The sequence below is a fragment of the Bacillus sp. ISL-47 genome (assembly GCF_018613175.1).
Lineage (GTDB): Bacteria > Bacillota > Bacilli > Bacillales > Cytobacillaceae > Cytobacillus.
On the sequence record NZ_JAGGQS010000001.1, the window covers coordinates 53,182 to 77,164 of the forward strand.

Consider the following 23,983-nt stretch of genomic DNA (forward strand, 5'->3'; position numbering starts at 1 on the left):
TGGTTTTATACAGTTTTGTTTTTCAAATGGTTACTTAGACAAGCCTTCTTTAATCGTCTTTATATTCCATTCCATCATGGAGATATACGTATCACCGTCTTCACCCGGCTTTGCTATTGAGTCTGTGAACACTTTACCCATGATCGGAACATTGGTTTCATCGGATACGGCTTCCATGCTTCGAGCGTCAATGCTTGTTTCCAGGAATAGTCCTGTAATTCCTTTTTCATTGATAATATCTACAATTCTTGTAATTTGTTCAGGCGTTCCCTGGTTTTCCTGATTGATCTCCCAGATATATTCTGCCTGGAATCCATAGGCTTCACTGAAATATTTAAAAGCACCTTCACTTGTGACAAGAACCCGTTCATTTTCTGGAATTTCATTAAATTGTTCAACGGCCTCGTCATGCAGTTTTTGAAGCTTACCGATATATTCTTCGGCGTTTTTCTCGTAAACGTCTTTATTGTCAGGATCCACCTTGATTAGTCCATCTCTGGCATTTTCTGCGTATTTGATTCCATTTTGAATATCCAGCCATGCATGGGGATCTTCTTCGCTTTCTTTGCCCTTTGTTGTTAAGTGCATCGCCTCAACACCTTCACTCATTAGGAAGACAGGAGCATCTTCTCCGTCTTTGCCGGCAGTTTCCATCAGGTTATCAAACCATGAGTTACCGGCTTCCAGATTTAAGCCGTTGTAAAAAACAGCATCAGCATCAGTCGTTTTTTGCACATCTTCAGGGAGCGGGTCATATTCGTGCGGGTTGGAACCAATGGGTGCTAAACTATGAATCTCAACTAAATCTCCGCCTACATTTTTAACGATGTCATACACAATCGAGTAGGTAGTAACAACTTGAACTTTCCCATCTTCGCTGGCAGAAGTGCTGCTGCTTTTTTCACCGCTGCACGCTGACAATAAAAACATGGAGAGAAGGGATGCTGCTAATAAAAGAAATCCTTTTCTTACCATTTCTTTTTCCCCCTTAGTATTTTTGATTTTATTAAATTAAACTAATGAAGCTCTTTTCTTCTTTACTTTCAGCGTCTTCCAGATCAATCCATGCTTAGGAGAGAATAAGAAAACGAGAACGAAAATAGCTGTCGCCGCCATGACAATGGTTGCTCCTGAAGCTAAGTTGTACGTGAAGCTGAAGTAAAGTCCCACGATGGATGAAACTACACCAATGCCTGCCGCGAGAAAAATCATGACCCATAGACGCTCTGTCAGCAAATAGGCAGCGGCAGCAGGGGTAATTAACATGGCAACAACCAAAATAATTCCAACGGTCTGCAGGGAGGCGACGGTTACCATTGTCAAAAGGGTCATGAGGAAATAATGTATTAAACGTACTGGCAGGCCATATGCTGCTCCCATCGTTTCATCAAACGATGTAACCAGTAATTCTTTGTAAAAGAGATAAACAGCCGCTAAAACAATAACGCCAATCCCCAATGTGATCCACATATCTGAAGACCTTACAGCCAGCACATTTCCAAATAAAATATGGTATAAGTCAGTGCTGCTTTTTAACATCGTAATAATAATAATTCCTGAAGCAAATGCCGCTGTAAACATGATCCCGATAGAGGTATCATGCTTTATACGGCTGTTCTGGGATACAAATCCAATGGCAATCGCCGTTAAAACTCCACTAAAAACGGCCCCAAAAAAGAAGTTAATACCCAGCATATAGGAGATGGCGACACCTGGCAGTACTGCATGTGAGATTGCATCCCCCATGAGAGCCATTCCTCTGAGGATGATGAAGCATCCAATGACTCCACAGATAATTCCAACCATTATCGAGGTTAATAATGCTTTTTGCAGAAATCCATACTGCATTACCGCTTCAATAAAAGCCATTATAACGACACCCCAATCTCATTCATAAACGCAAATTGCCCTTTGTAAGCTTTTTCGATGACCTCAGGCTTGAATACTTCATCGACCGTACCGAAACAGATTAGTTCTTTGTTAAGTAAGATTAGCTGATGAAAATAGTCATTCGCTTTACTTAGATCATGATGAACCACAATAACCGTTTTTCCTTGCCTGCAAAGTTCTTTTAAAATGGTAACAATGGTTTCTTCACTGGAAACATCAACTCCCACAAAAGGCTCATCGAGGAAAAACAGATCTGCTTGTTGGGCAAGTGCTCTAGCAAGAAAGACACGCTGCTGCTGTCCGCCAGATAATTCTCCAATTTGCCTCTTGCTGAATTCTTGCATTCCTACCCGCTGAAGACATTCCAGCGCCCATTCTTTATCTTTTTTCTTTGGGCGGCGAAACAGTTTTAAGTGTGGATAAGTTCCCAGGAGAACCGCATCAAGTACGGTGATTGGAAAATCCCAATCTATGTCATTTCGCTGTGGAACATAGGCGATTCTTTTGCGCACTTCTTTGATCGTTCTACCCATCACTTTTACATCGCCTTTATCCTTTGGGATGAGATTCAGCATGGCTTTTAAAAAAGTCGATTTTCCTGCACCGTTTGGCCCGATAATGCCCACCAAATTACCAGTATCAACGGACAGGCTTACTCCTTTTACAGCTTCATTTCCATAATAGGAAACATGCAAATCTTGTATGGAGATAGCTGGACCCTTCATTTTTCTTCTCTCCTTTATTTTTCCATTTTTTCAGGCGGTCATTTTAATTGCGTATAATCAAGTAATCGTCCTTTGGACAAGTTTTATAGACTAATAAAAAAGTTTTGCCTTAATGCAAATTATATGCGATTGATAAACAATGTCAACACTGAAAAGTTATTTTTTTAATTGACTGAATTTTAAATGGGCTTATTTTGAGCTGGGAGAAGGAATGGACATACCTTTTTAAAGGAGTTGGGAGGGAAGAAAGAAAATTTAGATGCACCATTTTCTAGCTTCGATTCGTTTGATGGTAAAATTAGGAGGGCTGGCAGTTTTTTAAGGAAGATAGTTATAAATATTTTTAGTGCTTTTCCATCTTGGAAGAATCGCCCAAGCTGCTTAATATAACGGCTAAAGCGAGTCCATTGCTTAATCGGCATTGAAGAGCAAGTATAATTGCATTACATTAAAGGCCAGTTTTATGTTAATTTGTAAAAATATGAAACTTTTTACCCTTTTTGTTCGTTTATTTAATAGAAGAGGGGCAGGTGTGAAGGATGAATGATGTTATAACCGCCCTTTTGGTTATGATTGTTTCTTACTCAATGGGCAGCATAACAGGGGCTTATTATGTGGTGAAATTCTTTTTAAAAGACGATATTCGGTATATGGGGAGCGGGAATGTCGGGGCTACCAATGCCGGAAGAGCCTTGGGAAAGAAGGGGTTTTTGCTTTCTTTGGCGATCGATGCCTGTAAAGTTTGGGTAGCTTTATTATTTACTAATCTTTTGGCTGGCGGCAGTGATGTCTTTTTAATTCTCAGTTCGCTGTTCGTGCTATTAGGACATCTATTTCCCTTACAGCTGCGCTTTCATGGAGGTAAAGGGGTAGTCGCTTATTTGGCTGCTGCGTTATTTCTCGAGCCGATCGCAATTCTCATAATGGGGATCACAATGGGAGTTACCTATATGGTTTTAAGAAAATATACTCTAGCAGGCTTTATTTCTATGGCAGCCATTCCATTGACTGCCTGGATGACTGGGGACTCATTCATTGTCCCAGCCGGGCTATTGCTTCTGCTTTTGATTGTTTTCATTTCACATACTCATTTTTTCTCCCGCCAACCCCAATCATAGGAGGTAAACCGTGAAGAGCATCATCTATAAAATTGCATTCGAACAGGATGAATTTAAACAAATCCATGAGTTAAACTATCAAACGTTTGTAGAAGAAATTCCTCAGCATCAGGGAAACCCGGATCAGCATTTGATAGATAAATTCCATGATGAAAATACATATGTAATTGCAAAGGCTGGCGAAGAGCTCATAGGAATGATCGCTATTCGGGCTAAACGGCCTTTTTCCCTCGACTATAAACTTGAGAATCTGGAAGACTATCTGCCCCTTAAAGGCGTGCCATGTGAAGTGAGATTGCTTTCAGTTAAAAAGCAATACCGAAGCACACGTGTTTTTTTTCAGCTGTGTGAAAAGCTTGTAGCGTATTGCCTGGAAAAAAATTATACAATGGCACTTATCTCGGGTACTGTCAGGCAGCTGAAATTGTATAGGCGGATCGGCTTTTTGCCTTTTGGGCCGTTAACTGGAGAGGAAGATGCTCAGTTTCAGCCTATGTATTTGACAAAAGAGAATTTTGTACGTTCCACCAAGGTGTTTGAACGGCTTATGGACAAAAAAACAAAGCCCGCAAGATACCACTCTTTTCTGCCAGGACCTGTACCCATTCATCCGAAAGTAAAAAGAGGTTTTTCAGAAGATGCCATTTCTCACCGAAGCGAAGATTTTATTTATAGCTTAAAAAATCTGCGTTACCGATTATGTGGGATGACTGGGTCTGCGTTTGCTGAAGTGATCGTCGGGACTGGGACACTAGCCAATGACCTTGTTGCCGCACAGCTAAAAGGCGACGGTCTGATCCTTGCCAATGGGGAATTTGGCTACCGTTTGATTGATCATGCCAAAAGGTTTCAGCTCTCTTTTCACACGATTGAAAAAGAGTGGAATGAACCGATTACGCTGCATGAGATCGATCTGGAAATAAGAAAAAACCCTACAATCAAATGGATCTGGACTGTGCACTGTGAAACCTCCACAGGTTATCTGTATGACATTCATGCTATTCAGGAATTGTGCGAACAAAATAGTATCGAGCTTTGTGTGGATGCGTGCAGCACAGCAGGCACTGTTCCGTTGGATCTTAAAAACATATACTTTGCATCGGCCGTAAGCGGAAAAGGGCTTGGATCCTACCCGGGGCTGGCCATTGTGTTCCATCGGGAAAAAATTAAGCAAAATCATGCTGTTCCAAGGTACCTGGATTTAAAAATGTATGAAAACCACGAAAGCATTCCATATACTCATTCATCCAACCTGATTTCGGCTCTAAATGAGAGCATAAATTTAGTTGATTATGAAAAAACGAGAAAGCTTGCTAAAAAGGTAAGGTGCAAATTGAAAGAAACCGGTTTTGAACTGCTCGGCGATGACTCTTATTCACCTGGCATCCTAACCATCCAATTACCTATGAATCGATCAAGCAGGAACTTTGGTGACCGATGCAAACAAAAGGGTATTTTATTAAGCTATGAAAGCGGGTACCTTCTTGAACGAAATTGGGTCCAGGTCGCACTTATGGGACAACAGGGAGAAGAAGAGGTTATGGAAGCTCTCGATGTGTTAAGCAAAACTTTAACAAAACACAAGGAAAATCGGTATGAATATGTTTAAAAAGTTTTCACCAATTTGGTTTGCAGTCATGTTCATTTGGGTCAAAACAGTGCTTGTGTCCTTTATCGGATTTAACTTAAGTGCTGAAAATTGGCTTGATGCTTTATTTATGATTTTTAGTCCCATTGGTACAATCATGGTCATTCTGGGCATGGGTTTCTATTTCAAGAAAAAGATCAAGCCAGCTGCTATTTTTCTAACAATGGTTATCCTGACCGGCATTCTATATGGAGACTTGCTTTACTACCGGTTTTATACTGATTTTGTAACCGTTCCGATTCTTTTTCAATTTAAAAATGTGGGCGGGCTCGGGCCGAGTACGCTTGAACTCATCAGTCCCTGGGATCTTCTTTTATTTGCTGACCTTATCTTATTCCTGCTGATTTCAAAGAAAGAGAATGTAAAACCGATTACTGTTTCAAACAGGGTGAAAAAAGTTTACGCAGGGGTCGCGGCTATTTTAGTTGCAGGAACAGTTGGTTTAGGAATGATCAAGGTTCCTCATCTATTCTCAGAGTCTTATAATCGCCAGCAGCTGGTTAAGAATATCGGATTATATCAATATCATCTCTTCGATATAGGAGTGGCCGCTTCCCAGCCGCTAAATCGAGCTTTTGCAACTGCCTCGGATGCTGAAGCTTCTGCAGAATATGTGGAAGCTAAAGAGGAAAAGACCTCTGATTACTTTGGTGCGGCGAAGGGCATGAACGTCGTTCTTATTAGTATGGAGTCAACGCAGAACTTTGTCATCAACGAGAAGGCAGGTGGGCAAGAGATTACTCCATTCCTTAATTCGCTGATTAAAGAGAGCTTTTATTTCAGCAATGTATATGACCAGACTGCACAGGGCAAGACCTCCGATTCGGAATTCATGATTGATACAGGACTCTATCCATTATCGAGCGGCTCGGCATTTGTCAGGAAAACAGATAATACATATAAAAGCTTGCCGGAGATTTTATCTGCTGAGAACAATTATTATGCAGCCGTCTTCCATGGGAATGACGCTTCCTTTTGGAACCGGGAGTCCATGTACGAATCTCTTGGCTATGACCGTTATTTTTCTAAAGCCGATTATTGGGTCACCAATGAGAATTCTGTGAACTATGGAATTAAGGATATCCCATTTTTCCAGCAGTCCTTACCTTATTTAGAGGAGATACAGAAGCCTTTTTATGCAAGATTTATCACATTGACCAACCACTTCCCATTTTTGCTGGAGGAAAAAGATCAATTCATTTATGAAGCGAACACAAGTGAAATGGTGGTCAATCGCTATGTGACAACCGTCAGATACCAGGATGAAGCCATTAAGACCTTTTTTCAGGAATTAAAAGACAAAGGACTCTACGATAATACGATGTTTGTTTTATACGGGGACCATTACGGGATTTCAGATAAATACGAACATGGCGTGCTGGAACTGCTGAATCAGGAAGATACGCTGGTTAATCGGATGAAGCTGCAAAGTGTGCCAGTCATTATCCATGTACCCGGGGTGGAAGGCAATACCTTTTCCAATATTGGTGGAGAAGTTGATATAAGAGCAACGGTACTCCACCTCCTTGGAATCGAACCGGAGGAAAACTTCAGCTTTGCACATAACCTGTTCACACGCGACCCCAATCATCCAGTCGTGTTTCGGGATGGAAGCTTTATTGCGGCCGATTATCTTTATAAAGCGGGAAGATGCTTTAGACAAGATAATGAAGAAGAAGTGGATATACATGAATGTGAACCTTCTATGGAAATCGTCAGAAAAGAATTGGGGTTGTCGGATGATATTGTGAATGGGGATTTGCTGCGGTTTTTGGAATGAAGAGAAGCTAGCAACTTTTTGATACCTTGAAGCATCTTGAAAAATATGCATAAGTCTTTTGAAAAGATGGAAAAGAAATTTAAGAAACTGCAAGAAGCAGATGCTAAATTTGCAGAAAATATGGCGGAAATCGAAGCGAAAACTGGTCAAATCTCAACAGAAGAAGCTGACCGTGAAAAGGCTAAGCTGGAAGAAGAGTTAGATAAAAAGGCAGCAAAAATTGAGGAAGAAGAAGGTAAAGAATAAAGCGATAGAATGCAGGGTGCTCCGATTATTGGGAGCACCCTCTTATTTTGAAGAATTATTTTCGAAGCAGGATTTACCAGGAGATAATGGGTTCATCACTTTTACATAAAACATTCTCTTAATCAAAATGAAGCTTCTCATGGATTCTATAACAAACCAATTCATTAGTATTCTTGTCCACTCCTTTTTTGTAGGACGAGCATATCTTAAAAGTATAAGGGGCAAGGAGGTGAGAGGGATGTCGAGCAGAAGAAGATTTGATAACGATAACAATGATGTAGCAGGTGTATTTGATCGTGATAGAAGAAGAGTTCTTGATGTGGATGAAGTGCTGATCCGTGCAGATAGGGTTATCGTTGTCGAGAATGAGAGAAAACGCCGCCGTAGAAGCGATCGTGACAATGTTCAAGGAGCTTTTGATCGCGATAATAGACGCAGAAATAGATGTTGTTGGTTTTAAGCTAGCAACCAAATAAACCTTTATGACTTAGACTGTTGAGAGTGATTTTTCAACAGTCTATTTTATATTTTAGGAGAGAGAGCAGGAGATGTTGGTGCAAGAAGGACAGTTTACTGCCATTGTAAAAGACCGCGGGCAATCACACTGGATTCCGGGTCCATGCTATTAAAAATTGCCTGTTCCGATGTGCAGATAGCATGAGGGAACAGGCAATGTTTTTTGCATTTGCTGCGTTATTTTCATTAGTAGTTCTCTATTATTTCAGGTATCGTAACAAACTCGTAACCCTGTGCTCGCAGATAGTCAATCATTTCAGGAAGAGCCTCAATCATTCCATCAAGCTTTCTGCCATCTTTGAAATTATGCAGTAAGACGATTCCACCTGATGCTGCTCGCGGTTTGACCCTGGATAAGATCTCATTGGCAGAGGCTCCACTCCAATCATTCGAGTCAATCGTCCATGAAATTGAGCGGTACCCATGCTGATTTAGTGTTTCAATTTGATTTTCATTTATTGCTCCATATGGAGGTCTAAATAAGTCCACTTGGACCCCTGTCACTTTCTTTATTTCATCTGTTGTCGTTTGAACCGTTTGAATGAATTGTGCATCCGACAAGGTTCTTACGTCAGGATGATACCAAGTGTGATTACCAAGGGCATGGCCTTCAGCATGAATCTGTTTGAGTAAATGAGGATATGCTCTGACTTGCTGTCCCATGACAAAGAAGGTAGCCTTAACGTTTTTAGCTTTTAAGATCTCCAGGATTTGCGGAGTATAAACATCCTCCGGTCCATCATCAAATGTCAGGGCAATGACTTTTTTGCTGCTATCGCCCATATAGATCATACCCTTATAAGGTTTTTCAGGGATGTTCAAAATTTGTCCCGGATAAATCTGATTAGGATCCTTTATTTGCGGGTTTGCTTGTATCAGCTGAGTTATTGAGACCCCAAGCTTTACAGAAATTTTATAAAAAGTATCACCCCACACTACCTGGTAGGACCCTTTTTCAGGAATATCCAAAGCTTGTCCTACACTTAGCATAGTAGAGGTTAACTTGTTATGATTGACCAATTTATCAACTGTCATCCCATTCTTTGTAGCAATTTTCCAAAGCGTATCGCCGGACTGAACGGTATAGGATGCAGCTTGTGCAAAGTTTCCAAATGATAGAATAGAAATGAAAAGTGCTGTTATAAAACCGATCCACTTTTTCTTCATCATTCCACCTCCTTACTTATAATTGCTCTGTTATTATAAAGGCTAGATTGATAACATTAAATCCTAAAATATTGGAAAAACCTATGCTGGGGTGTCGGTGCAGGCCAGTGGGGGTGAAGTTTGGAAAAAGCTAATATTGATTTTTAAAGAGTGGGCAAGTGGGGTGTTTGATGATTGGCGGCCATCCGCTACTGTTATTAAAATATTTTACTTATATAGCTATTCTTTAAAGAAGTTTTCAATTATCATTACATTATTAATCTATTTAAGGTGGTATGGATATGAAGGAGCGATCCAGAAGAACTGGGTTATTTCTTGTTATAGCAGGAGCCACTTTTTGGGGTGTTGGGGGCACTGTAGCGCAGAAGCTGTTCCAGCAATTTGGGATCGATGTCAACTGGCTTGTTACGGTCCGGCTGCTATTTGCCGGTGTTATGCTTTTAGCCGTACAATACTTATTAAAAGACCGGTCACAAGTATTTGGTGTTTGGAAAAATAGAAGGGTTGCTTTTCAGCTGGTGGTTTTTGGATTGCTCGGCATGCTGGCTGTTCAATACACATATATGGCATCCATCCACCATGGGAATGCGGCTGTTGCTACGCTTTTGCAATATTTGGCTCCAGCTATGATTATTATTTACTTGGTGTTACGGAAGCAGACGGTATTTACACGGCGCGATTTCGTGACGGTTTCGCTTGCTTTAGCAGGATCCTTTTTTCTGCTGACTAATGGTTCTGTTTCTCAGCTTTCAGTCCCTGCTCCAGCGATTGTATGGGGAGTTTTATCCGGAGCAGCCTTAGCATTTTATACGCTATATGCCGTTCCATTATTAAAGCAATACGATTCACTGGTGGTTGTCGGCTGGGCAATGGTGATCGGCGGATTCTCTTTAGGTTTTATCCATCCCCCTTGGAAAATGGACTTCTCCAGCTTAACGGCTGAAGCTTATCTTTATTTGGTGTTTGTCATTGTATTCGGAACCATGCTTGCTTTCTGGTTTTATATCGAAAGCTTGCAGAGTCTTACACCAACCGAAACAAGCCTATTAAGCAGTATGGAACCTTTGGCTGCCGTATTTACAACCGTCATTTGGCTTAAAGAACCGTTTGGAAGCTTCCAATGGGTTGGTACAGCGTGTATATTTGGTATGATCTTACTGTTGGCTTTAAATAAAAAATCTACCTCGAAAACGAAAGATCCTTTGGATCATGAAAAATCCCTCAGAGTCGGCTGACTTTGAGGGGTTTTTTAGGTGTAAAATTGATTATGAAGTCAACTTGTCTTTAGGTTACCTCTACTTTATCCGTGTTCCCTTCCTGCCATAGCTGGTAAATATAGAGGAGGACGGCCAGAATCGTCATGGCCAAGAGATTGGCCATTGGTGAAAAACTGCCATTTTCTCTTATATGAAGGCTATTTAAAAATTTAGTGAAAACGAACCCGTAAAAAAGGTCAACGATTATATTTACAATAAAATATAACCAGAACTTACGGAATGTAAAATAGAATATCCAAATGGTACCGGCTAGGAAAATACTATATACCGTAAACAATGGGGCTATTTTGTCCCAGCTGAATAGTGTTTCTTTAAATTCCCACCAATTGTATGTCCAAGCCAACTGAGCCACTATGGTATTCAGCACTGTAGCCAGAAGGGCAACAGGCATATATCTTCGTAAAACTGATTGGTTTAAAAAGAACAAAGAAACCCAGGGAATAATAAATATAGACCAAACAACCAATTTTATCATTAGATGATTCCTTTCTTATAAAAGCAGTAACCTTACTCTAGATTGAACAACTTATAGTATGTTTATTCATTTATGCAATCGACATAGTTGCTGTTTGGTCTGATGTAAAAATGCAAAGGTAAGGGAAAATAAAGACAAAGTAAGCATTATACTTTGTTTTATTTATTTCGGTTGTTAAAATAAAATCAATTCTTTACGAAGGGGATAATCAAATGACTAATAGACAAATACCTGTTTCGGTTTTAAACCTTGCCCCGATCCGGGAGGGGAAGGATAGCAAACAGGCGATTGAAGACCTTGTGGATCTTGCACAGGCAACGGAGGAAATGGGCTATAAGCGCTATTGGATTGCGGAGCATCATAATACGCCGACGCTAGTCAGTTCCGCGACGTCTCTTTTAATTAAACATACATTGGAACATACGAATACAATCCGTGTGGGCTCAGGCGGAATCATGCTGCCGAACCATGCTCCGCTGGTGGTTGCCGAGCAATTTGGCACGATGGCGACCATTTATCCGGATCGTGTGGATCTTGGTCTTGGAAGGGCACCTGGTACCGATATGATGACGGCCAGTGCACTTCGCCGTTCGAAAAATGACTCGGTTTATACGTTTCCCGAGGATGTTCAGCAATTGCTTACATACTTTGGTCCATTAGAGGGTCAAAGCTATGTGAAAGCTTATCCAGGAGTGGAAACGAATATTCCGATTTATATTCTTGGGTCTTCTACAGATTCTGCTTATTTGGCAGCAGAGCTAGGACTTCCATATGTATTTGCTTCACACTTTGCACCAAGGTATATGGAAGATGCCATCCGGATTTACCGCGCACGATTCAAGCCGTCGCAGTATTTGGAAAAGCCATATATGATGATTTGCCTGAATGTCATTGCAGCTGAGACCGATGAAGAAGCAGAATTTTTATCAACAACCATGAAACAGTTTTTCTTGAATGTCGTTAGGGGAACACAAATGAAGCTAAGCCCGCCGGTTAAAGACTTGGATTCTCTTTGGAATCCGATGGAAAAAGAAGCGGCCGAAGGGATGTCCAGTGTAACTCTAATGGGAAGCAAGGAAACAGTAAAGGGGCAATTAGCGCAGTTCCAGGACATGTACAATGTCGATGAAATTATGGCTGTGTCCTATATTTATGACGAAGATAAACAAAAGCGTTCCTATGAAATCTTTAAAGAAATTGCAGATGGAAAATAAGGAAGGAGAGCAGGGATGAGAGCAGTCCCCGCTCTTTTTTTGGTCCATCATTTCTCGGGAAAGCGCAGGATTAGACTTTTATTTCGCATTTATAGCAGAATTTGACGAACTCTGTAAAACTGACCGGAAAAAGCACCACCCCGGCTAGGAGCGGTGCATATTATTAATTATTCTTTTCCATGACAGCAAAATAATTCTCCTCGCTGTCTGCAAAATTAAAGACTCTGCCACCAGGCATCTTAACAATATCGCCGACTGTGACATTTTGTTTTTTAAAGTTATGATAAAGTGTATCAAGGTCATCTGTGAAAAACATGAGGGAAGGTGTACCAAGGTTTAGTTCAGGCTCCATCTTTGCAATGAGTTCCTTGTTGTGCAGAACGAAGGTGGTTTCTGCTTCCTTTGCAGGAGCAATTTCAATCCATCTCATTCCTTCGCCATTATCTTCTTCGGAAATAACAACAAAGCCCGCTTTTTCAGTCCAAAATCTTACTGCTTGATCCTGGTCATTAACGTATAACATGATTTGGCCGACGTTTTGAATCATTTTCCTCACTCCATTTTTCATTTAAAATTTTGTAAGTATGTATAATTCCTGCTGCCACAGTGATTATAACATTTTTTTCTGTAGAATTATTACATTACTCTGATATTTCTTCTTTAATAAACTCTTCTTTGTATAGAGCAGGGTTCGCATTGGTATTCATGCTCTGTGTCGAGGCCCAAAGATTCGCAAGGAATCGAGGCATCATTTGCTGTGAAGGAAGAATGCTATATCTGGAAAAATAGATGAACAGCTTCAGGTAATTCCGGGCATTGTATGGCTGGTGAATCTCCTTTGCATAATACTCATTTTCAGTAATCGTCGCAAAAGAGCGGGTTTCAAAGCCGGAAATAAACCGTGTGCATTCACCTTTATATTCGTTTTGGATATAGTGAATCTTTTTGATAATGGTCGGATCGTCTGTACCATCATAGTTGGCAAGCCTGGCCTGACGGAATGCCGGAACGGAATCAAGTTCAGGCACCAGGGAGAGTACATGCCCATATGCTTTATCATGTCCCTCGTAAAATGGGGAAATATCCAAATCCTGCATCAAATCCACAAGCTGTAAATCCTCGTTTTTTAAATAAGACGGCCTGAATATTTGCCTTGAAAGCTTCAGCTCATCAAGCGAGTTGCAGACAAAGGATTTGAAAAAATACCACTGTCCCTGATCATCCAAGCTGATTTCATAGGACTTGTTATTTTTCTCGATCTGATAATCGGTGAACCGGTCTTCGCGGTCGAAGGTAAAGTCTGTTTCATTATTGTCAGTTGGCTGAAATCCATAGGGCGGTTTGATTGGAACCGCTATTTCTGAGTAGTACTTGTTATACATAAACCCACACCTTTTAGCATTTTTAAGTTATTAATTCAGGGATACCCAATGGCAGGGGAAATCATGCATGATAACCATCAGGTTCAGGGTAATGAAAATTTTTCGACTGAAAATTAACAATAAATAACGAGAATATTTTCCGTTCGTATTAAAAAAATAATAATGTTGAAATATAAAGAAAATGAGTGCTAACTTTTGATGCTAATGAAAGGATTTGAAAAATGAAGAGATTCCCGATTCTTTTATTTAGTTTGATGTTATTATTTCAAATAAATTTGTCGCCTGTTCATGCACAAAATAATCCCCGGAATATTTACGAAGTAAAGGCAGGGGATTATTTATGGAAAATTGCTCATACCTATGGAACTACGGCTAATGACCTTAAATTAATGAACGGGCTGCAGTCTGATTTTCTATTAGCAGGCCAGAAGTTAAGAGTTCCAATTATGTACCAGGTTGCTCCCGGGGATACACTTTGGAATCTTGCACAATCCTTTAGTTCTACTGTTCAGTTAATCAAATCAGCGAATACGCTGACATCAAATCAGTTGTATGTCGGTCAAAAATTAAAAATTCCACCGAAGAAGCTTGCGATGCAAGGCAAATATGTTCTTATGACAAGAGAGGAATTCAGAGATTGGATTTTTAATCAAAAATTCACGAGGAAAGTGGCAAAAATACAGCAGCACCATACGTATCAGCCATCATACAAGCAATTTAATGGTTCCAATCATTTTAACCTTATGAAGGGTATGGAAGAATATCATGTTGAAGGAATGGGCTGGAGTATGATCAGCCAGCAGTTAACCACGTTCCCAGATGGAAAAGTGGCAGTGGGAAGGCCTTTTAACATTGCTCCAGAAGGTTCGTTTGGTCTGCAAAATAAAGAGGCGATGCATAAAAATGAAGCCGATGCTTTATCTATAGAAAATCTTGGGAATTTTGATGAGAGCCATATGACGGCAGAACAAAGAGAAACCATTATTACGGTCACAGCTTTGCTTATGCTGAAGTATGGATTAACTCCTTCAGTTGATAGTATCACTTACCATCATTGGTGGGATATTAATTCCGGTGAAAGAATATTGGACAACAGTCACGGACATGCTGTTAAAACTTGTCCTGGCACTGATTTTTTCGGTGGAAACTCTACTGCTAGCGCCAAGAGTAACTTTTATCCATTAGTAAGACAAAAAATGCAGGAAATCAGAGCAACTATGCGTTAAAAAGCAAAACCCGCATGCATATGCGGGTTTTTTGCTTATCTCTTTTTCTTTTTGGAATTATCCAGTACCACTTTATTTTTATTAACGCTTTCCAATATCACTTGCACATGGACTTTATGATCATCTGTGGTTTTAACGCTTGTAACTTTCCCTTTTCGTCCTTTAATTTTAACTTCTTCTCCTTCAGCTGGCACATTTTTCCGCAATTGATTTAATAAGATATTTTTGCCTTCTAAGTAATAAACGATAAACATACTAATCTCACCTATTTCTTATAGAATAAGGAAAATGTATCCTTTCTATAAAATATAGGAAGGGGGTGAAAATTAGACCTATTGATAAAACGAAAAAATGATATAGTTAAATTATCTATCTAATAATTCTCAAAGAAGACAGGTGCATACATAATGACCAGTACAAAATTATTCATGTCCTTTAAGGAAACAAACTATCAATTGGCCGGCCATGGAACACGTAATGTTGGAGTACTGAAAACCGCTTTTCGAGATATTGAAGAAAATTTGGAAAGTGATTTATATGGAGAAGGAAAAGTCATTGAAGAATTTCAAAAAAAGATGGCTGTTTTGCTTGGAAAGGAGTCGGCTGTTTTTTTCCCAAGCGGAACTATGGCCCAGCAGATTGCTTTGCGTATTTGGTGTGATGAAATGGGGGCAGCTAAAGTAGCGTATCATCCATTAAGTCATTTAGAAATTCACGAAGAAGATGGTTTGAAAAAATTACATAACATTGAAACGATTTTGCTTGCTGACAAAACACGTGTGATTGAGCTGAAGGATGTAGAGGAAATGGGGGAAAACATCGCCTGCTTGCTGCTTGAATTGCCTCAGCGGGAAATCGGCGGACATTTGCCGAGCTTTGAAACGCTGGAACAAATTTCGAAGCTTTGCCGTGAAAAAGGAATCAAGCTGCATCTTGATGGAGCCCGTTTGCTGGAGGTACTGCCTTATTACCAGAAAACGGCAGCTGAAATCAGTGCTCTTTTTGACAGCGTCTATATGTCGTTTTATAAAGGGGTTGGGGGCATTGCTGGTGCCATACTCGCTGGAAATAAAGATTTTATTGGCCAATCGAAAATCTGGAAAAGGCGGTATGGCGGTGATTTGATTAGCTTGTATCCGTACATCCTTTCAGCAGATTACTATTATGAAAAACGCAAAAATAAAATGGGACAGTATTATGAAGCGGCTAAGGAGCTCGCCAAGCTCTACAATTCTTGCCATGATATCACTACATTACCGATGATACCTGTTTCTAACATGTTTCATGTTCATTTCCATCATCCGAAAGAGAAGGTGGAGGATGCCCTCATTCAAATTCATGAGAGAACGGGTGTTGGCATCTCAGGTTATTTAAGAGAAATTGATGAACATACATGTTATTTTGAAGTAAGCTTGGGTGATCTTTATGAAAATGTGCCAAAGGAAATGCTTAATACATTATTCCAGCAGCTTGATGAAGTGATGAAGCAATTGTAAACCTGTGATCATTTCTAAAAAAGGAGTAACAAAAATGAGTTTAGTCAATTATTTGGGCTGCAATTTTAAATTGCCAATTAATGCAGAAAAAAATGATGATGACATCCAAATAGGGGACTTCTTTTCAGATAAAGAGATGAGAGATCTGGTAAAAAAACACTTTTCTACGAAGTATGTGTTTGAGGTAACCTCAAATAAATACGGAACCATATGGTTTAATCGATATTACAAAAAAGATTGCCCAAAGGGACATATTGAAGGTCAAGAAGCATTCCTGGCATTATGCGAATTCCTGGACCGTTATCTGACAGAAGAAGAATATTGCGAATTGTACACATGCTGGGTAGGGGAAGAATCAGAAGATAAAGAGCACGAACAAACCATCTTTATAAATAATTTTGATATAAATGAAGTGGAGATTAATGAAAAAACGATGCTTGTTATTAGAAAGGGCCTTTATAAAAGATTCTGTTCTGAATAGGGGTATAAGAGATAAACAAGGTTGGTTGATTGGAGCGGAAGGTGCGAGACTCCTGCGGGAGGAGTGGGACAGGTGAGACCCCACAGGCGCAGTGCGCCGAGGAGGCTCACCGCCCGCCCCGCGGAAAGCGAGCATCCTGGAGCGGAAATCAACCATACTCACTCCTAGTTTAAAAGCAAAAGACTATACGAAAACAGCCTTCTTAAAAAATAGTTTTTTCATTGCCTAGTGCCATACCTTTAGTTGGATATAATGCTCTTTAAGCTATTATTATACCCTTCTGATGAAAAGGGCTAAAAGGTTAATATATGAATAACCATTATTTATTTATAAAAAATAGCGGTTTTTATCATATCAAAGTGCAGGAAATACACAGTAAGACGTTAAAGACAAGAGCCTTTGACTTAGGATGTTTGAAGGGGAAAGGGAATTAAAATGATCATAAATGAAAAAGAATACTATATTCATAATCTGCATTACAAGATAAGGTCTGCCACTCAGGAAGATGCCCAGAGTTTATCTGAAGTAAGGGTGCAAATCGATGGGGAAACGGAAAACATGGACAGAGAAGCAGGCGAGGCATACATAGATGAAGCAGGTTTTAAACAGATCATCAATGCTGATACAGAGAGTAATGTGAATCTATTTCTGGTTGCTGAAGCGGATGGAAGAATTGCAGGTTTTTCAAGATGTGAAGGGAGCAGGCTAAAAAGAAGTGCGCATAAAGTGGAATTTGGCGTTTGTGTATTAAAAGAATTCTGGGGTTACGGGATTGGCAAGAACCTTTTAAAAGAATCTATTCATTGGGCAGACTCAAATGAAACGAAGAAGATGACTTTGAATGTTCTCGAAACAAATGATAAGGCTATTAAGCTTTATAAAAAATTGGGTTTTGAGGTTGAAGGCATTTTAAAAAATGATAAGAAGCTTTCTGATGGAAATTATTATCATACGATTTTAATGGGAAGGTTGATTGAATAATGAAAATCTAAGAGCTGCCATAAGCAGCTTTTTTCATTGCATTTACTGGTATAATTCCTTTCATTTTTCCAAGGTTGGAACTCCCTCTATATGGATCAATATTATGACAGCGAATAACGATTGTGTTGATTATGGTTTTTCCGTTCGTATCGGCGCGTAACGGTCTTGAATATAATTTAACATACAAAACTAAGGAGTATGTTATGGATAATCAAATACAAGAGATAGTTGGTTCCGTTATTGCTGCGATAGGCACAATCCTTTCAGCTATCGCAAGCACCCCAGCTCAGTCAGTAAGAATTGTGGACTTTTTTAAAGGGCTGGATATCGTTGGGAACACTCTGCAAGCCACAGGAAACGCACTTGAAGCAAGCGGGCAAGGTGAGCCATCTCTTGAGAAACTCGGCAATGAAATACAGGCTGCAGGAAATAGTACAGTGATTGCGGGATTAGTTTTGAATTTAGAGGATGAGAATGAAGAGAAGTTAGTCATTACGGGTAATTGGCTTCAAGCCCTGGGCGGGGCGGTTGCCCTGGGTGATGAGTTTGAAGATCCGACTGCTGCTGGGCAGCTCTATAATATATATGGAAATTTACTTCAATCGATCGGAAATTCACTTCAAGCGATTGGCGGTACGATAAATCTCAGGGAAAAGCGGACTGACGATTCAGGAGGAAGCGCTGATCAAGTGATTATTATCGGGAGCTGGATTCAGGCAGTCGGATCTGTTTTATCCGTCATTGGCCAGCTTAAGGAAGAAAGTCAAGAAAAGGATGCGCCATCAGTACCTTAGCCATATGAAAGGAGAGTTACATGGATTTTAAGGGAGAAGAATACCTTTCAATTGGCTCTTATTTTTTGGTTATAGGCACCCTCATATCAGCACTAGGAGAAACGGTGCAAGGTTCTGATTTAAATGATTTCAATAAAAAGTTAATACGTGATGGGAATGCAGTGCAAGCACTGGGAAACAGCCTTCAAGGCTTTGGGAGAATAAAATTAACTGAGAATACAGAAGAGGAATCACATTTTTATGGTATCATTGGCTCTTTTATCCAAGCAGGCGGGAATACAATGAACAGTGCTGCAGTCAATTTAGAGATCGTTAACCCTTCTGCTTCGGCAACCAGAATTAATGCATTAGGGAGCTCTGTCCAATCAATCGGAGCAGCATTGGAGGCAGAGGGGGCAGCAAACAGGGAAGGCGATTATTTTAATAATCTTGAGGTGCTTGGAAGCAGTCTCATTTCGATTGCAACCATGCTTGATTCGGCGGGTATTCTTATCAGAGATGAGATGAGCTTACACAAAAGGCTTTTCCTTGCGACCGGCGGCTGGTTAGAATTTATTGGGGCATCTATTGGGGCTTATGCCATAAACAAAAGAGATGCTGATTAATTCAACCGATATGACTTTTTCAATTAGGCGTCATACTTATTCTGGAAGATGTTCATAATAAAACTTGAACGAACATGTGAATTAATATTTCTGGATTCAAAGGCATTCAAATACCTCAACTGTTTCTATATAAAAAGCTGGAAGTGATTCTTTTGCGAATTGTTATAATTGGAGCCGGTTTTGGAGGGCTTAATGCAGCAGTGACGCTTCAAAAAAAGTTAAATCCTTCTCAACATGAAATCCTCATAATTTCTGACAACCCTCAATTTGTTTTTCGCCCATCCCTGATATGGCTGCCATTTCATAAACACTCTATTGACAGGTTCACCTTCCCGCTCCGCCCAACGTTTGAAAAGATGGATATAACGTTTATAGAAAATCGTGTACAAGCCATTAAGCCAAAAAAAAATTATATTTTATGTAAGAATGGCGAGATAATTCATTACGATTTCTTAATTCTTGCTTCAGGCGCTTCTCCTGATTGGAGGAGAATAAAAGGTTTAGAAGGCGAGAGTTCCTCTGTTTATACGATTTCATCTGCTCTTAAGACCAGAAAAAAGGTAGAAGAGCTTACAGAGAATGAACCCATTGTTATAGGCATTGCGCAAGGGAACCCTAACCAAGGGATTGCCTATGAGTTTCTCTTTGAGTTAGATGCTTTTTTAAATAAGCAGGATATTAAATGCCCGATTACGTTTTTTACATATGAAAAGAAGTTATTTGAAGGAAAAGGCAAAAAGGGAACAGCAAGGATTGAAGAGTTGATGGCTAAAAAACAAATCAAGTGGTATTGCGATGTTTCTGTTAAGAAGATCAGAGGGGGCCACGTATATTTGAATAATGGGAAACATCTGCCTTATTCTTTTACTCACATACTTCCGCCCTATAAAGGGAAAGAGTTCGTCTTTTCATCCAAAGGGTTCAAGCATGATCATGGAATTCTCCCTGTAAAGGAAACCCTTCAGTCCGTTCAATGGGACAATGTTTTTGTTGTAGGCGATGCAAATGATATAAAGGGTGCAAAAACTGGAAGGGCTGCTGAACAGCAAGGCATACTTGCTGCAGAAAATATTGTTAAACAATTAAATCATGAACCATTGCTATCCTATCAGCATGAACAGCTCTTTTTAACAGAGCTTGGAAATGAAGGTGCTATGCTTATCTTAAATAAACTAAACGATAATGGGATTTTAAAAGGAACCATAAGCGGTATTTTCCCGCATCTGTTGAAACGAGCGTTTGAAAAATACTATATGTTTAAGTATAGCTAACGCCGGAGGATCGAATGGTGCGATATAGGCAAGAATACGTGATATCTTGTTGATGGAGGATGATATCTGTCGAATAGCATAGTGCTAGCAGTTGCTAATATTGTGCTATTTTGTCTTAATGCGCACTTTAATGTGCAGAGAGTAAGCCTTTTGCTTAGAAAACAAAGCGCTAGTTAAAATTGAAAGCCTGCCGAGATTTATTCGCTAGTTTTTATGATTTCTTCGCAAATTCCCGAATTTGTTCGCAAGTTTGAATGGTTTCTTCGTAAAGTTCACAATTTAATTAAATTATTCCATCTGCGAAAGCGGCCTGTTAATCCAGTTTGAAGGCTGCTTTCAATATTATTTCCCCTTCAAACAATATAACAAGAGACAGGCCATTTTAATGACAAGATAAAAACCAGGAAAAAAGCCATAACGTTTTGACGTTAAAGCTTTTATTCCTGGTTAAATAGCTGTTACAGTTTTTTGAAAAGTGTCAGGTAATGTATTCGTTCGTGTTCAATCTGCCACTTCAAACAACAAAGCCACACCAATTCCGCCCCCGCTGCCAATTGCAGCAAGTACGTATTTTGCTGATTTTCTCCTTTGAATCTCATAGAACAATCTAGTGACCATAATGGCACCTGAAGCCCCATAAGGATGGCCAATTGTTAAAGCGCCTCCGTTTACATTTAGCTTTTCATATGAAATTGAAAGCTCGCTTGAGCACGCAACGATTTTTGATGCGAAGGCTTCGTTGATTTCGATCAAATCAATATCATCGATAGTTAAGTAATTTCTCTCTAAAATAGCTTGTATCGCAGGGACAGGTGCAGATCCCGGGTAATGGGGATGTACACCTGCGACTTCACTGTCTGCAAACCGTAAAATAGGTTTTAACCCATGTCTTCGTGCGGCTTCTTCCTCCATGACCAGAACAGCTGAGGCACCATCATGGATTCCACAGCTATTGGCGGCGGTAACTGTACCGTCTTTCTTGAAAATGGGCTTTGCTCTTTTTATCAGTGCTTCCATCTTCCTTTTCTTGTAAAACTCCTCATCCAGGATGAAATTTTCTATAGGGCAGATCTCCTCGGCAAGCTGCCCTTGTTCAAAAGCATCCCAGCTCCGTTCATAAGTTAAGAGTGCATATTCATCCTGAGATTCTCTGGAGGCTCTATATTTTTCTGCTACGTATTCTGCAGCCACACCCATGTCGGGATCACCGATTTGATCAGGAGAAAAACGGGACCTGGAAGGATATGGGGAGGTGCTTGTGCTTTCAGTTCCGCCGGCGATGTAGCATGTACCGGCGCCTCCCTGTATGTAATAGCACGCCATTCGGATGGCTTCAAGCCCTGCACTGCATTGGCGGTCCAATGTCAAACCGGGAACAGAAACCGGCAGTCCTGCCTGCAGCGCAGATAGTCTGGCAATATTTCCTCCCGGGCCGACTACGTTTCCTAAAATGACGTCATTTATTTTTTCTTCCAGCCCTTGTGCTAAATGTTTCAGAAGAGGTGCAGCCAGCTCATGTGGCTGGCAGCCCTTGAATATACCGTTGATTTTTCCAATCGGCGTTCTTTTTGCTTTTACAATGACGGCTCTCTTAATGGGTAATCACCTTGCTTTCAATCGAGTCCTTAAGCTTGGCTCGCGCAATTTTTCCGCTTGTTGTGTAGGGCATTTCATCCACGAAAAACCATTTGCGCGGGAGTTTATAGGCTGCTAAATGGTTTTTGCATAACCTTTTTAACTCAAGAGTGGAAGCTTTCCCTTTTATAACAGCTGCTGGAATTTGTCCCCAGTAAGGGTCGAAGAGACCTATGACGGCCACTTCTTCAACAGAGGGGTGCTGTGCAAGTACTTTTTCTATTTCTTCCGGAAAAATATTAATGGCTCCGTACAAAATCATATTTTTTTCCCGGCCGCTAATGTATAGATAGCCTTCTTCATCCAGATAACCCATATCATCAACCGTTGCCCAGCCCTCTTCATCCTGTATGGTTTGGGCCGTCTTTGTTTCCGGATGGAGATAACCGTCGAAAATCAGGTCACTTCTTACAAATATTTTGCCAATTTCATAGGGTTCCAGCTTTTCGCTTGCGCCTCTTATTTCAATTTCGACTCCGTGGCAGGGCTTGCCGACTGATTCAGCTTTATGATCGTCTGTTAAATAGGTTACATAACTGAGTTCGCTGGCACCGTAAAATTCAATCATCGTCAATTGATCGAAAACATTGCCGATGGCTTGCTTGGAATTTTTATCCCACTTCGCACCGGAGGAGATGATCTTAATTGGCTTTTCTATTACTCTATCTTCTTTTAAAATGGCGGCAATCATGGTAGGAACCACATAAAGTGCTGTGATTTCCCTCTCTTCAATCAGTAATAGTGTCTGTGCTGCATGGAATTTTTCAAGCAGATGAACAGTTCCGCCTGTACAAAGCGTGCTGATTGCTCCATACAGAAAGTGAGAGTGTATGAGAGAGCCTGGTATCAGGACGTGTTCCTCTTCGTTCATTTTAAAATCATGCTGATTCACAAGGAAGCTGGCAGCCCAGGATTTATGGGAGCGGATAAACGCTTTTGGATCTCCCGTAGTTCCAGAAGTAAAGCCCATATAAAAAGGGGTGTTATCATCTTTTGGAGTATGCAAAGCAGGAGATTTTTTGCTGAGTTCCTCCAGGCAATCCTCCCAAATCAGGACAAACGGGTGCAGGTGTGCAACCTGATGGTAAAAGTCCCTGGTTGTTACCACTATGGAAGGGCACGAAATCGCCAATCGTTTTTCCAGTTCTGCAGTCTTCCATTTAATATCGAAAGGCACCGCTGTCCAGCCAGCCATGGAAGCCCCGGCGAATAACTGCAAGAACGGAATCCCATTTGGCAAAAGAAAGCTGATTGTTTTCTTTGCAAAGGAAAAGGAGTAAAGCCAGTTAGCCGTTTTGGATACTAGCATATGCCAATCTCTATAGGTGAGTGTTTGGTTTTTCGTGTTGATCGCCGTTTTTTCCGGGAATTGCTGTGCAAATTCTTTCATTGAAGATGTGATGTTTGCCAAAGATCTTTTCCTCTCCTTATGAAAAAGAGACACTTATAGTGTCTCTAAAGATTTTGAAAATTGCTTGTTAATGACTGGATGCTTTTGCAGTCTATACACTAGCAGGGATGCGAGTGTCGCTTTTAACACATCACCTGGAATGTAAACGAGGCTCAGTTTTACAGCATCAAGCACCGGAATATTCATCATGAATGCTTGTACAGGAATCCCAAAAACATAGATAAGGAAAATGCCGACAGTCAGGTTAACTAGCAACACATTCTTCAATTTTAACGTACGGAAGCGCGTCAGCAAATATCCTACACAGTATGCAGTTAGCGGATAGGCAATTAAATAGCCGGCACTTGGACCAAAGAAAACACCAATTCCACCGCGGCCGCCTGATAACAGCGGAGCGCCAACAGCCACAAGCAGAAGAAAGACAGCCATGCTGATCCCGCCGAGTCTGGCGCCTAGAATACCTCCTGCCAAAAGCACGCCCAGTGTTTGCAATGTAATCGGAACGGGTGTGAATGATAGCATGATCGGCGGAACCAGACCAAGCGCTCCCATCACAGCTGCAAATAAAGCTACATATGTAATCTCTTTAACTTTCATAATACCTCTCCCATTCAGAATAGTAGGTTAACTGTTTTTATTTTATGG

At 40.5% G+C, this 23,983-nt stretch carries 25 protein-coding genes; 14 read left to right on the plus strand and 11 right to left on the minus strand.

Annotated elements, in window-relative coordinates; genetic code table 11:
• Positions 1 to 30: 30 nt before the first annotated feature.
• Genes J7I93_RS00300 through J7I93_RS00310 form a run of 3 tightly spaced genes read right to left on the minus strand, consistent with a single transcriptional unit; the run spans position 31 to position 2,615 of the window.
• A complete protein-coding gene (locus tag J7I93_RS00300) occupies positions 31 to 975 on the minus strand; it encodes a metal ABC transporter substrate-binding protein (RefSeq protein WP_214722439.1) in 945 nt (314 codons plus the stop codon).
• Positions 976 to 1,011: 36 nt separating this feature from the next.
• A complete protein-coding gene (locus J7I93_RS00305) occupies positions 1,012 to 1,869 on the minus strand; it encodes a metal ABC transporter permease (RefSeq protein ID WP_214722440.1) in 858 nt (285 codons plus the stop codon).
• On the minus strand, positions 1,869 to 2,615 hold the full coding sequence (locus J7I93_RS00310) for a metal ABC transporter ATP-binding protein (RefSeq protein ID WP_214722441.1): 747 nt from the start codon (positions 2,613 to 2,615) through the stop codon (positions 1,869 to 1,871). Before J7I93_RS00310 ends, J7I93_RS00305 begins: the two co-directional genes overlap by 1 nt.
• Positions 2,616 to 3,154: 539 nt before the next feature.
• On the opposite strand from J7I93_RS00310, the gene J7I93_RS00315 reads away from it, so the two are divergent.
• The 5 genes from J7I93_RS00315 to J7I93_RS00335 all read left to right on the plus strand — a co-directional run bounded on the left by J7I93_RS00315 (position 3,155) and on the right by J7I93_RS00335 (position 7,867).
• Positions 3,155 to 3,733 carry a glycerol-3-phosphate acyltransferase gene (locus J7I93_RS00315; RefSeq protein ID WP_214722442.1) on the plus strand — a complete coding sequence of 193 codons (579 nt, stop codon included), beginning with the start codon at positions 3,155 to 3,157 and terminating at the stop codon, positions 3,731 to 3,733.
• A gap of 10 nt (positions 3,734 to 3,743) precedes the next feature.
• Entirely contained in the window at positions 3,744 to 5,342 is a 1,599-nt protein-coding gene (locus tag J7I93_RS00320) for an aminotransferase class V-fold PLP-dependent enzyme (RefSeq protein WP_214722443.1), read from the plus strand.
• Positions 5,329 to 7,161 carry an LTA synthase family protein gene (locus tag J7I93_RS00325; protein WP_214722444.1) on the plus strand — a complete coding sequence of 611 codons (1,833 nt, stop codon included), beginning with the start codon at positions 5,329 to 5,331 and terminating at the stop codon, positions 7,159 to 7,161. Before J7I93_RS00320 ends, J7I93_RS00325 begins: the two co-directional genes overlap by 14 nt.
• 36 nt (positions 7,162 to 7,197) lie before the next feature.
• Positions 7,198 to 7,407, plus strand: coding sequence for a hypothetical protein (locus tag J7I93_RS00330; protein ID WP_214722445.1), 210 nt, complete (start codon positions 7,198 to 7,200; stop codon positions 7,405 to 7,407).
• A 229-nt stretch (positions 7,408 to 7,636) separates the two neighbouring features.
• The gene (locus tag J7I93_RS00335) at positions 7,637 to 7,867 is read left to right on the plus strand and encodes a hypothetical protein (RefSeq protein WP_214722446.1); all 231 of its coding nucleotides are present in this window, start codon (positions 7,637 to 7,639) and stop codon (positions 7,865 to 7,867) included.
• A gap of 242 nt (positions 7,868 to 8,109) precedes the next feature.
• On the opposite strand, the gene J7I93_RS00340 is transcribed toward J7I93_RS00335, so the two are convergent.
• Complete coding sequence (locus J7I93_RS00340; RefSeq protein WP_214722447.1) at positions 8,110 to 9,093, minus strand: polysaccharide deacetylase family protein; 984 nt, start codon at positions 9,091 to 9,093, stop codon at positions 8,110 to 8,112.
• Between the two features lie 278 nt (positions 9,094 to 9,371).
• Here J7I93_RS00340 and J7I93_RS00345 point away from each other — a divergent pair, with 278 nt between their 5' ends.
• Positions 9,372 to 10,325, plus strand: coding sequence for a DMT family transporter (locus tag J7I93_RS00345; RefSeq protein WP_214722448.1), 954 nt, complete (start codon positions 9,372 to 9,374; stop codon positions 10,323 to 10,325).
• Between the two features lie 49 nt (positions 10,326 to 10,374).
• Here the strand turns inward: J7I93_RS00345 and J7I93_RS00350 are convergent, their stop codons facing one another.
• The gene (locus J7I93_RS00350; RefSeq protein WP_214722449.1) at positions 10,375 to 10,842 is read right to left on the minus strand and encodes a hypothetical protein; all 468 of its coding nucleotides are present in this window, start codon (positions 10,840 to 10,842) and stop codon (positions 10,375 to 10,377) included.
• Between the two features lie 212 nt (positions 10,843 to 11,054).
• Here J7I93_RS00350 and J7I93_RS00355 point away from each other — a divergent pair, with 212 nt between their 5' ends.
• Entirely contained in the window at positions 11,055 to 12,056 is a 1,002-nt protein-coding gene (locus J7I93_RS00355; protein ID WP_214722450.1) for an LLM class flavin-dependent oxidoreductase, read from the plus strand.
• A gap of 163 nt (positions 12,057 to 12,219) precedes the next feature.
• Here J7I93_RS00355 and J7I93_RS00360 read toward each other — a convergent pair whose 3' ends face one another.
• Positions 12,220 to 12,603, minus strand: a complete 384-nt coding sequence (locus tag J7I93_RS00360) for a VOC family protein (RefSeq protein WP_214722451.1) — start codon at positions 12,601 to 12,603, stop codon at positions 12,220 to 12,222.
• 94 nt (positions 12,604 to 12,697) lie between these two features.
• Entirely contained in the window at positions 12,698 to 13,438 is a 741-nt protein-coding gene (locus J7I93_RS00365; protein ID WP_214722452.1) for a hypothetical protein, read from the minus strand.
• Positions 13,439 to 13,659: 221 nt separating this feature from the next.
• On the opposite strand from J7I93_RS00365, the gene J7I93_RS00370 reads away from it, so the two are divergent.
• Positions 13,660 to 14,664 carry a LysM peptidoglycan-binding domain-containing protein gene (locus tag J7I93_RS00370; protein WP_214722453.1) on the plus strand — a complete coding sequence of 335 codons (1,005 nt, stop codon included), beginning with the start codon at positions 13,660 to 13,662 and terminating at the stop codon, positions 14,662 to 14,664.
• Positions 14,665 to 14,699: 35 nt separating this feature from the next.
• Here J7I93_RS00370 and J7I93_RS00375 read toward each other — a convergent pair whose 3' ends face one another.
• The gene (locus J7I93_RS00375; RefSeq protein WP_214722454.1) at positions 14,700 to 14,918 is read right to left on the minus strand and encodes a hypothetical protein; all 219 of its coding nucleotides are present in this window, start codon (positions 14,916 to 14,918) and stop codon (positions 14,700 to 14,702) included.
• 153 nt (positions 14,919 to 15,071) lie between these two features.
• Here J7I93_RS00375 and J7I93_RS00380 point away from each other — a divergent pair, with 153 nt between their 5' ends.
• The 6 genes from J7I93_RS00380 (at position 15,072) to J7I93_RS00405 (ending at position 20,292) form a co-directional block, all read left to right on the plus strand.
• Positions 15,072 to 16,160, plus strand: coding sequence for a threonine aldolase family protein (locus J7I93_RS00380; protein WP_214722455.1), 1,089 nt, complete (start codon positions 15,072 to 15,074; stop codon positions 16,158 to 16,160).
• A gap of 34 nt (positions 16,161 to 16,194) precedes the next feature.
• Positions 16,195 to 16,641 carry a hypothetical protein gene (locus tag J7I93_RS00385; RefSeq protein ID WP_214722456.1) on the plus strand — a complete coding sequence of 149 codons (447 nt, stop codon included), beginning with the start codon at positions 16,195 to 16,197 and terminating at the stop codon, positions 16,639 to 16,641.
• Between the two features lie 435 nt (positions 16,642 to 17,076).
• Positions 17,077 to 17,622 (plus strand): GNAT family N-acetyltransferase, encoded by a 546-nt coding sequence (locus tag J7I93_RS00390; protein ID WP_214722457.1) that lies wholly within the window; start codon positions 17,077 to 17,079, stop codon positions 17,620 to 17,622.
• 203 nt (positions 17,623 to 17,825) lie between these two features.
• Positions 17,826 to 18,416, plus strand: coding sequence for a DUF6944 family repetitive protein (locus tag J7I93_RS00395; protein WP_214722458.1), 591 nt, complete (start codon positions 17,826 to 17,828; stop codon positions 18,414 to 18,416).
• Positions 18,417 to 18,436: 20 nt separating this feature from the next.
• Positions 18,437 to 19,021, plus strand: a complete 585-nt coding sequence (locus J7I93_RS00400) for a DUF6944 family repetitive protein (RefSeq protein ID WP_214722459.1) — start codon at positions 18,437 to 18,439, stop codon at positions 19,019 to 19,021.
• 152 nt (positions 19,022 to 19,173) lie between these two features.
• On the plus strand, positions 19,174 to 20,292 hold the full coding sequence (locus J7I93_RS00405) for an NAD(P)/FAD-dependent oxidoreductase (protein WP_214722460.1): 1,119 nt from the start codon (positions 19,174 to 19,176) through the stop codon (positions 20,290 to 20,292).
• 501 nt (positions 20,293 to 20,793) lie between these two features.
• Here the strand turns inward: J7I93_RS00405 and J7I93_RS00410 are convergent.
• From J7I93_RS00410 to J7I93_RS00420, 3 genes are read right to left on the minus strand one after another with little or no spacing between them, the layout of a single operon-like run.
• On the minus strand, positions 20,794 to 21,888 hold the full coding sequence (locus tag J7I93_RS00410) for an acetyl-CoA C-acyltransferase (protein WP_214722519.1): 1,095 nt from the start codon (positions 21,886 to 21,888) through the stop codon (positions 20,794 to 20,796).
• Positions 21,884 to 23,338 carry an AMP-binding protein gene (locus J7I93_RS00415; RefSeq protein ID WP_214722461.1) on the minus strand — a complete coding sequence of 485 codons (1,455 nt, stop codon included), beginning with the start codon at positions 23,336 to 23,338 and terminating at the stop codon, positions 21,884 to 21,886. Before J7I93_RS00415 ends, J7I93_RS00410 begins: the two co-directional genes overlap by 5 nt.
• 33 nt (positions 23,339 to 23,371) lie before the next feature.
• A complete protein-coding gene (locus J7I93_RS00420) occupies positions 23,372 to 23,935 on the minus strand; it encodes a biotin transporter BioY (protein WP_214722462.1) in 564 nt (187 codons plus the stop codon).
• Between the last annotated feature and the right edge of the window lie 48 nt (positions 23,936 to 23,983).

Bases quoted from the DNA above. Each gene is read 5' to 3' on its own strand.
- J7I93_RS00355 (WP_214722450.1), top strand. From the start codon at position 11,055: ATGACTAATAGACAAATACCTGTTTCGGTTTTAAACCTTGCCCCGATC.
- J7I93_RS00420 (WP_214722462.1), bottom strand. From the start codon at position 23,935: ATGAAAGTTAAAGAGATTACATATGTAGCTTTATTTGCAGCTGTGATG.
- J7I93_RS00375 (WP_214722454.1), bottom strand. From the start codon at position 14,918: ATGTTTATCGTTTATTACTTAGAAGGCAAAAATATCTTATTAAATCAA.
- J7I93_RS00345 (WP_214722448.1), top strand. From the start codon at position 9,372: ATGAAGGAGCGATCCAGAAGAACTGGGTTATTTCTTGTTATAGCAGGA.
- J7I93_RS00380 (WP_214722455.1), top strand. From the start codon at position 15,072: ATGACCAGTACAAAATTATTCATGTCCTTTAAGGAAACAAACTATCAA.
- J7I93_RS00390 (WP_214722457.1), top strand. From the start codon at position 17,077: ATGATCATAAATGAAAAAGAATACTATATTCATAATCTGCATTACAAG.
- J7I93_RS00370 (WP_214722453.1), top strand. From the start codon at position 13,660: ATGAAGAGATTCCCGATTCTTTTATTTAGTTTGATGTTATTATTTCAA.
- J7I93_RS00305 (WP_214722440.1), bottom strand. From the start codon at position 1,869: ATGGCTTTTATTGAAGCGGTAATGCAGTATGGATTTCTGCAAAAAGCA.
- J7I93_RS00315 (WP_214722442.1), top strand. From the start codon at position 3,155: ATGAATGATGTTATAACCGCCCTTTTGGTTATGATTGTTTCTTACTCA.
- J7I93_RS00340 (WP_214722447.1), bottom strand. From the start codon at position 9,093: ATGATGAAGAAAAAGTGGATCGGTTTTATAACAGCACTTTTCATTTCT.
- J7I93_RS00395 (WP_214722458.1), top strand. From the start codon at position 17,826: ATGGATAATCAAATACAAGAGATAGTTGGTTCCGTTATTGCTGCGATA.
- J7I93_RS00325 (WP_214722444.1), top strand. From the start codon at position 5,329: ATGAATATGTTTAAAAAGTTTTCACCAATTTGGTTTGCAGTCATGTTC.
- J7I93_RS00310 (WP_214722441.1), bottom strand. From the start codon at position 2,615: ATGAAGGGTCCAGCTATCTCCATACAAGATTTGCATGTTTCCTATTAT.
- J7I93_RS00300 (WP_214722439.1), bottom strand. From the start codon at position 975: ATGGTAAGAAAAGGATTTCTTTTATTAGCAGCATCCCTTCTCTCCATG.
- J7I93_RS00400 (WP_214722459.1), top strand. From the start codon at position 18,437: ATGGATTTTAAGGGAGAAGAATACCTTTCAATTGGCTCTTATTTTTTG.
- J7I93_RS00385 (WP_214722456.1), top strand. From the start codon at position 16,195: ATGAGTTTAGTCAATTATTTGGGCTGCAATTTTAAATTGCCAATTAAT.
- J7I93_RS00360 (WP_214722451.1), bottom strand. From the start codon at position 12,603: ATGATTCAAAACGTCGGCCAAATCATGTTATACGTTAATGACCAGGAT.
- J7I93_RS00365 (WP_214722452.1), bottom strand. From the start codon at position 13,438: ATGTATAACAAGTACTACTCAGAAATAGCGGTTCCAATCAAACCGCCC.
- J7I93_RS00350 (WP_214722449.1), bottom strand. From the start codon at position 10,842: ATGATAAAATTGGTTGTTTGGTCTATATTTATTATTCCCTGGGTTTCT.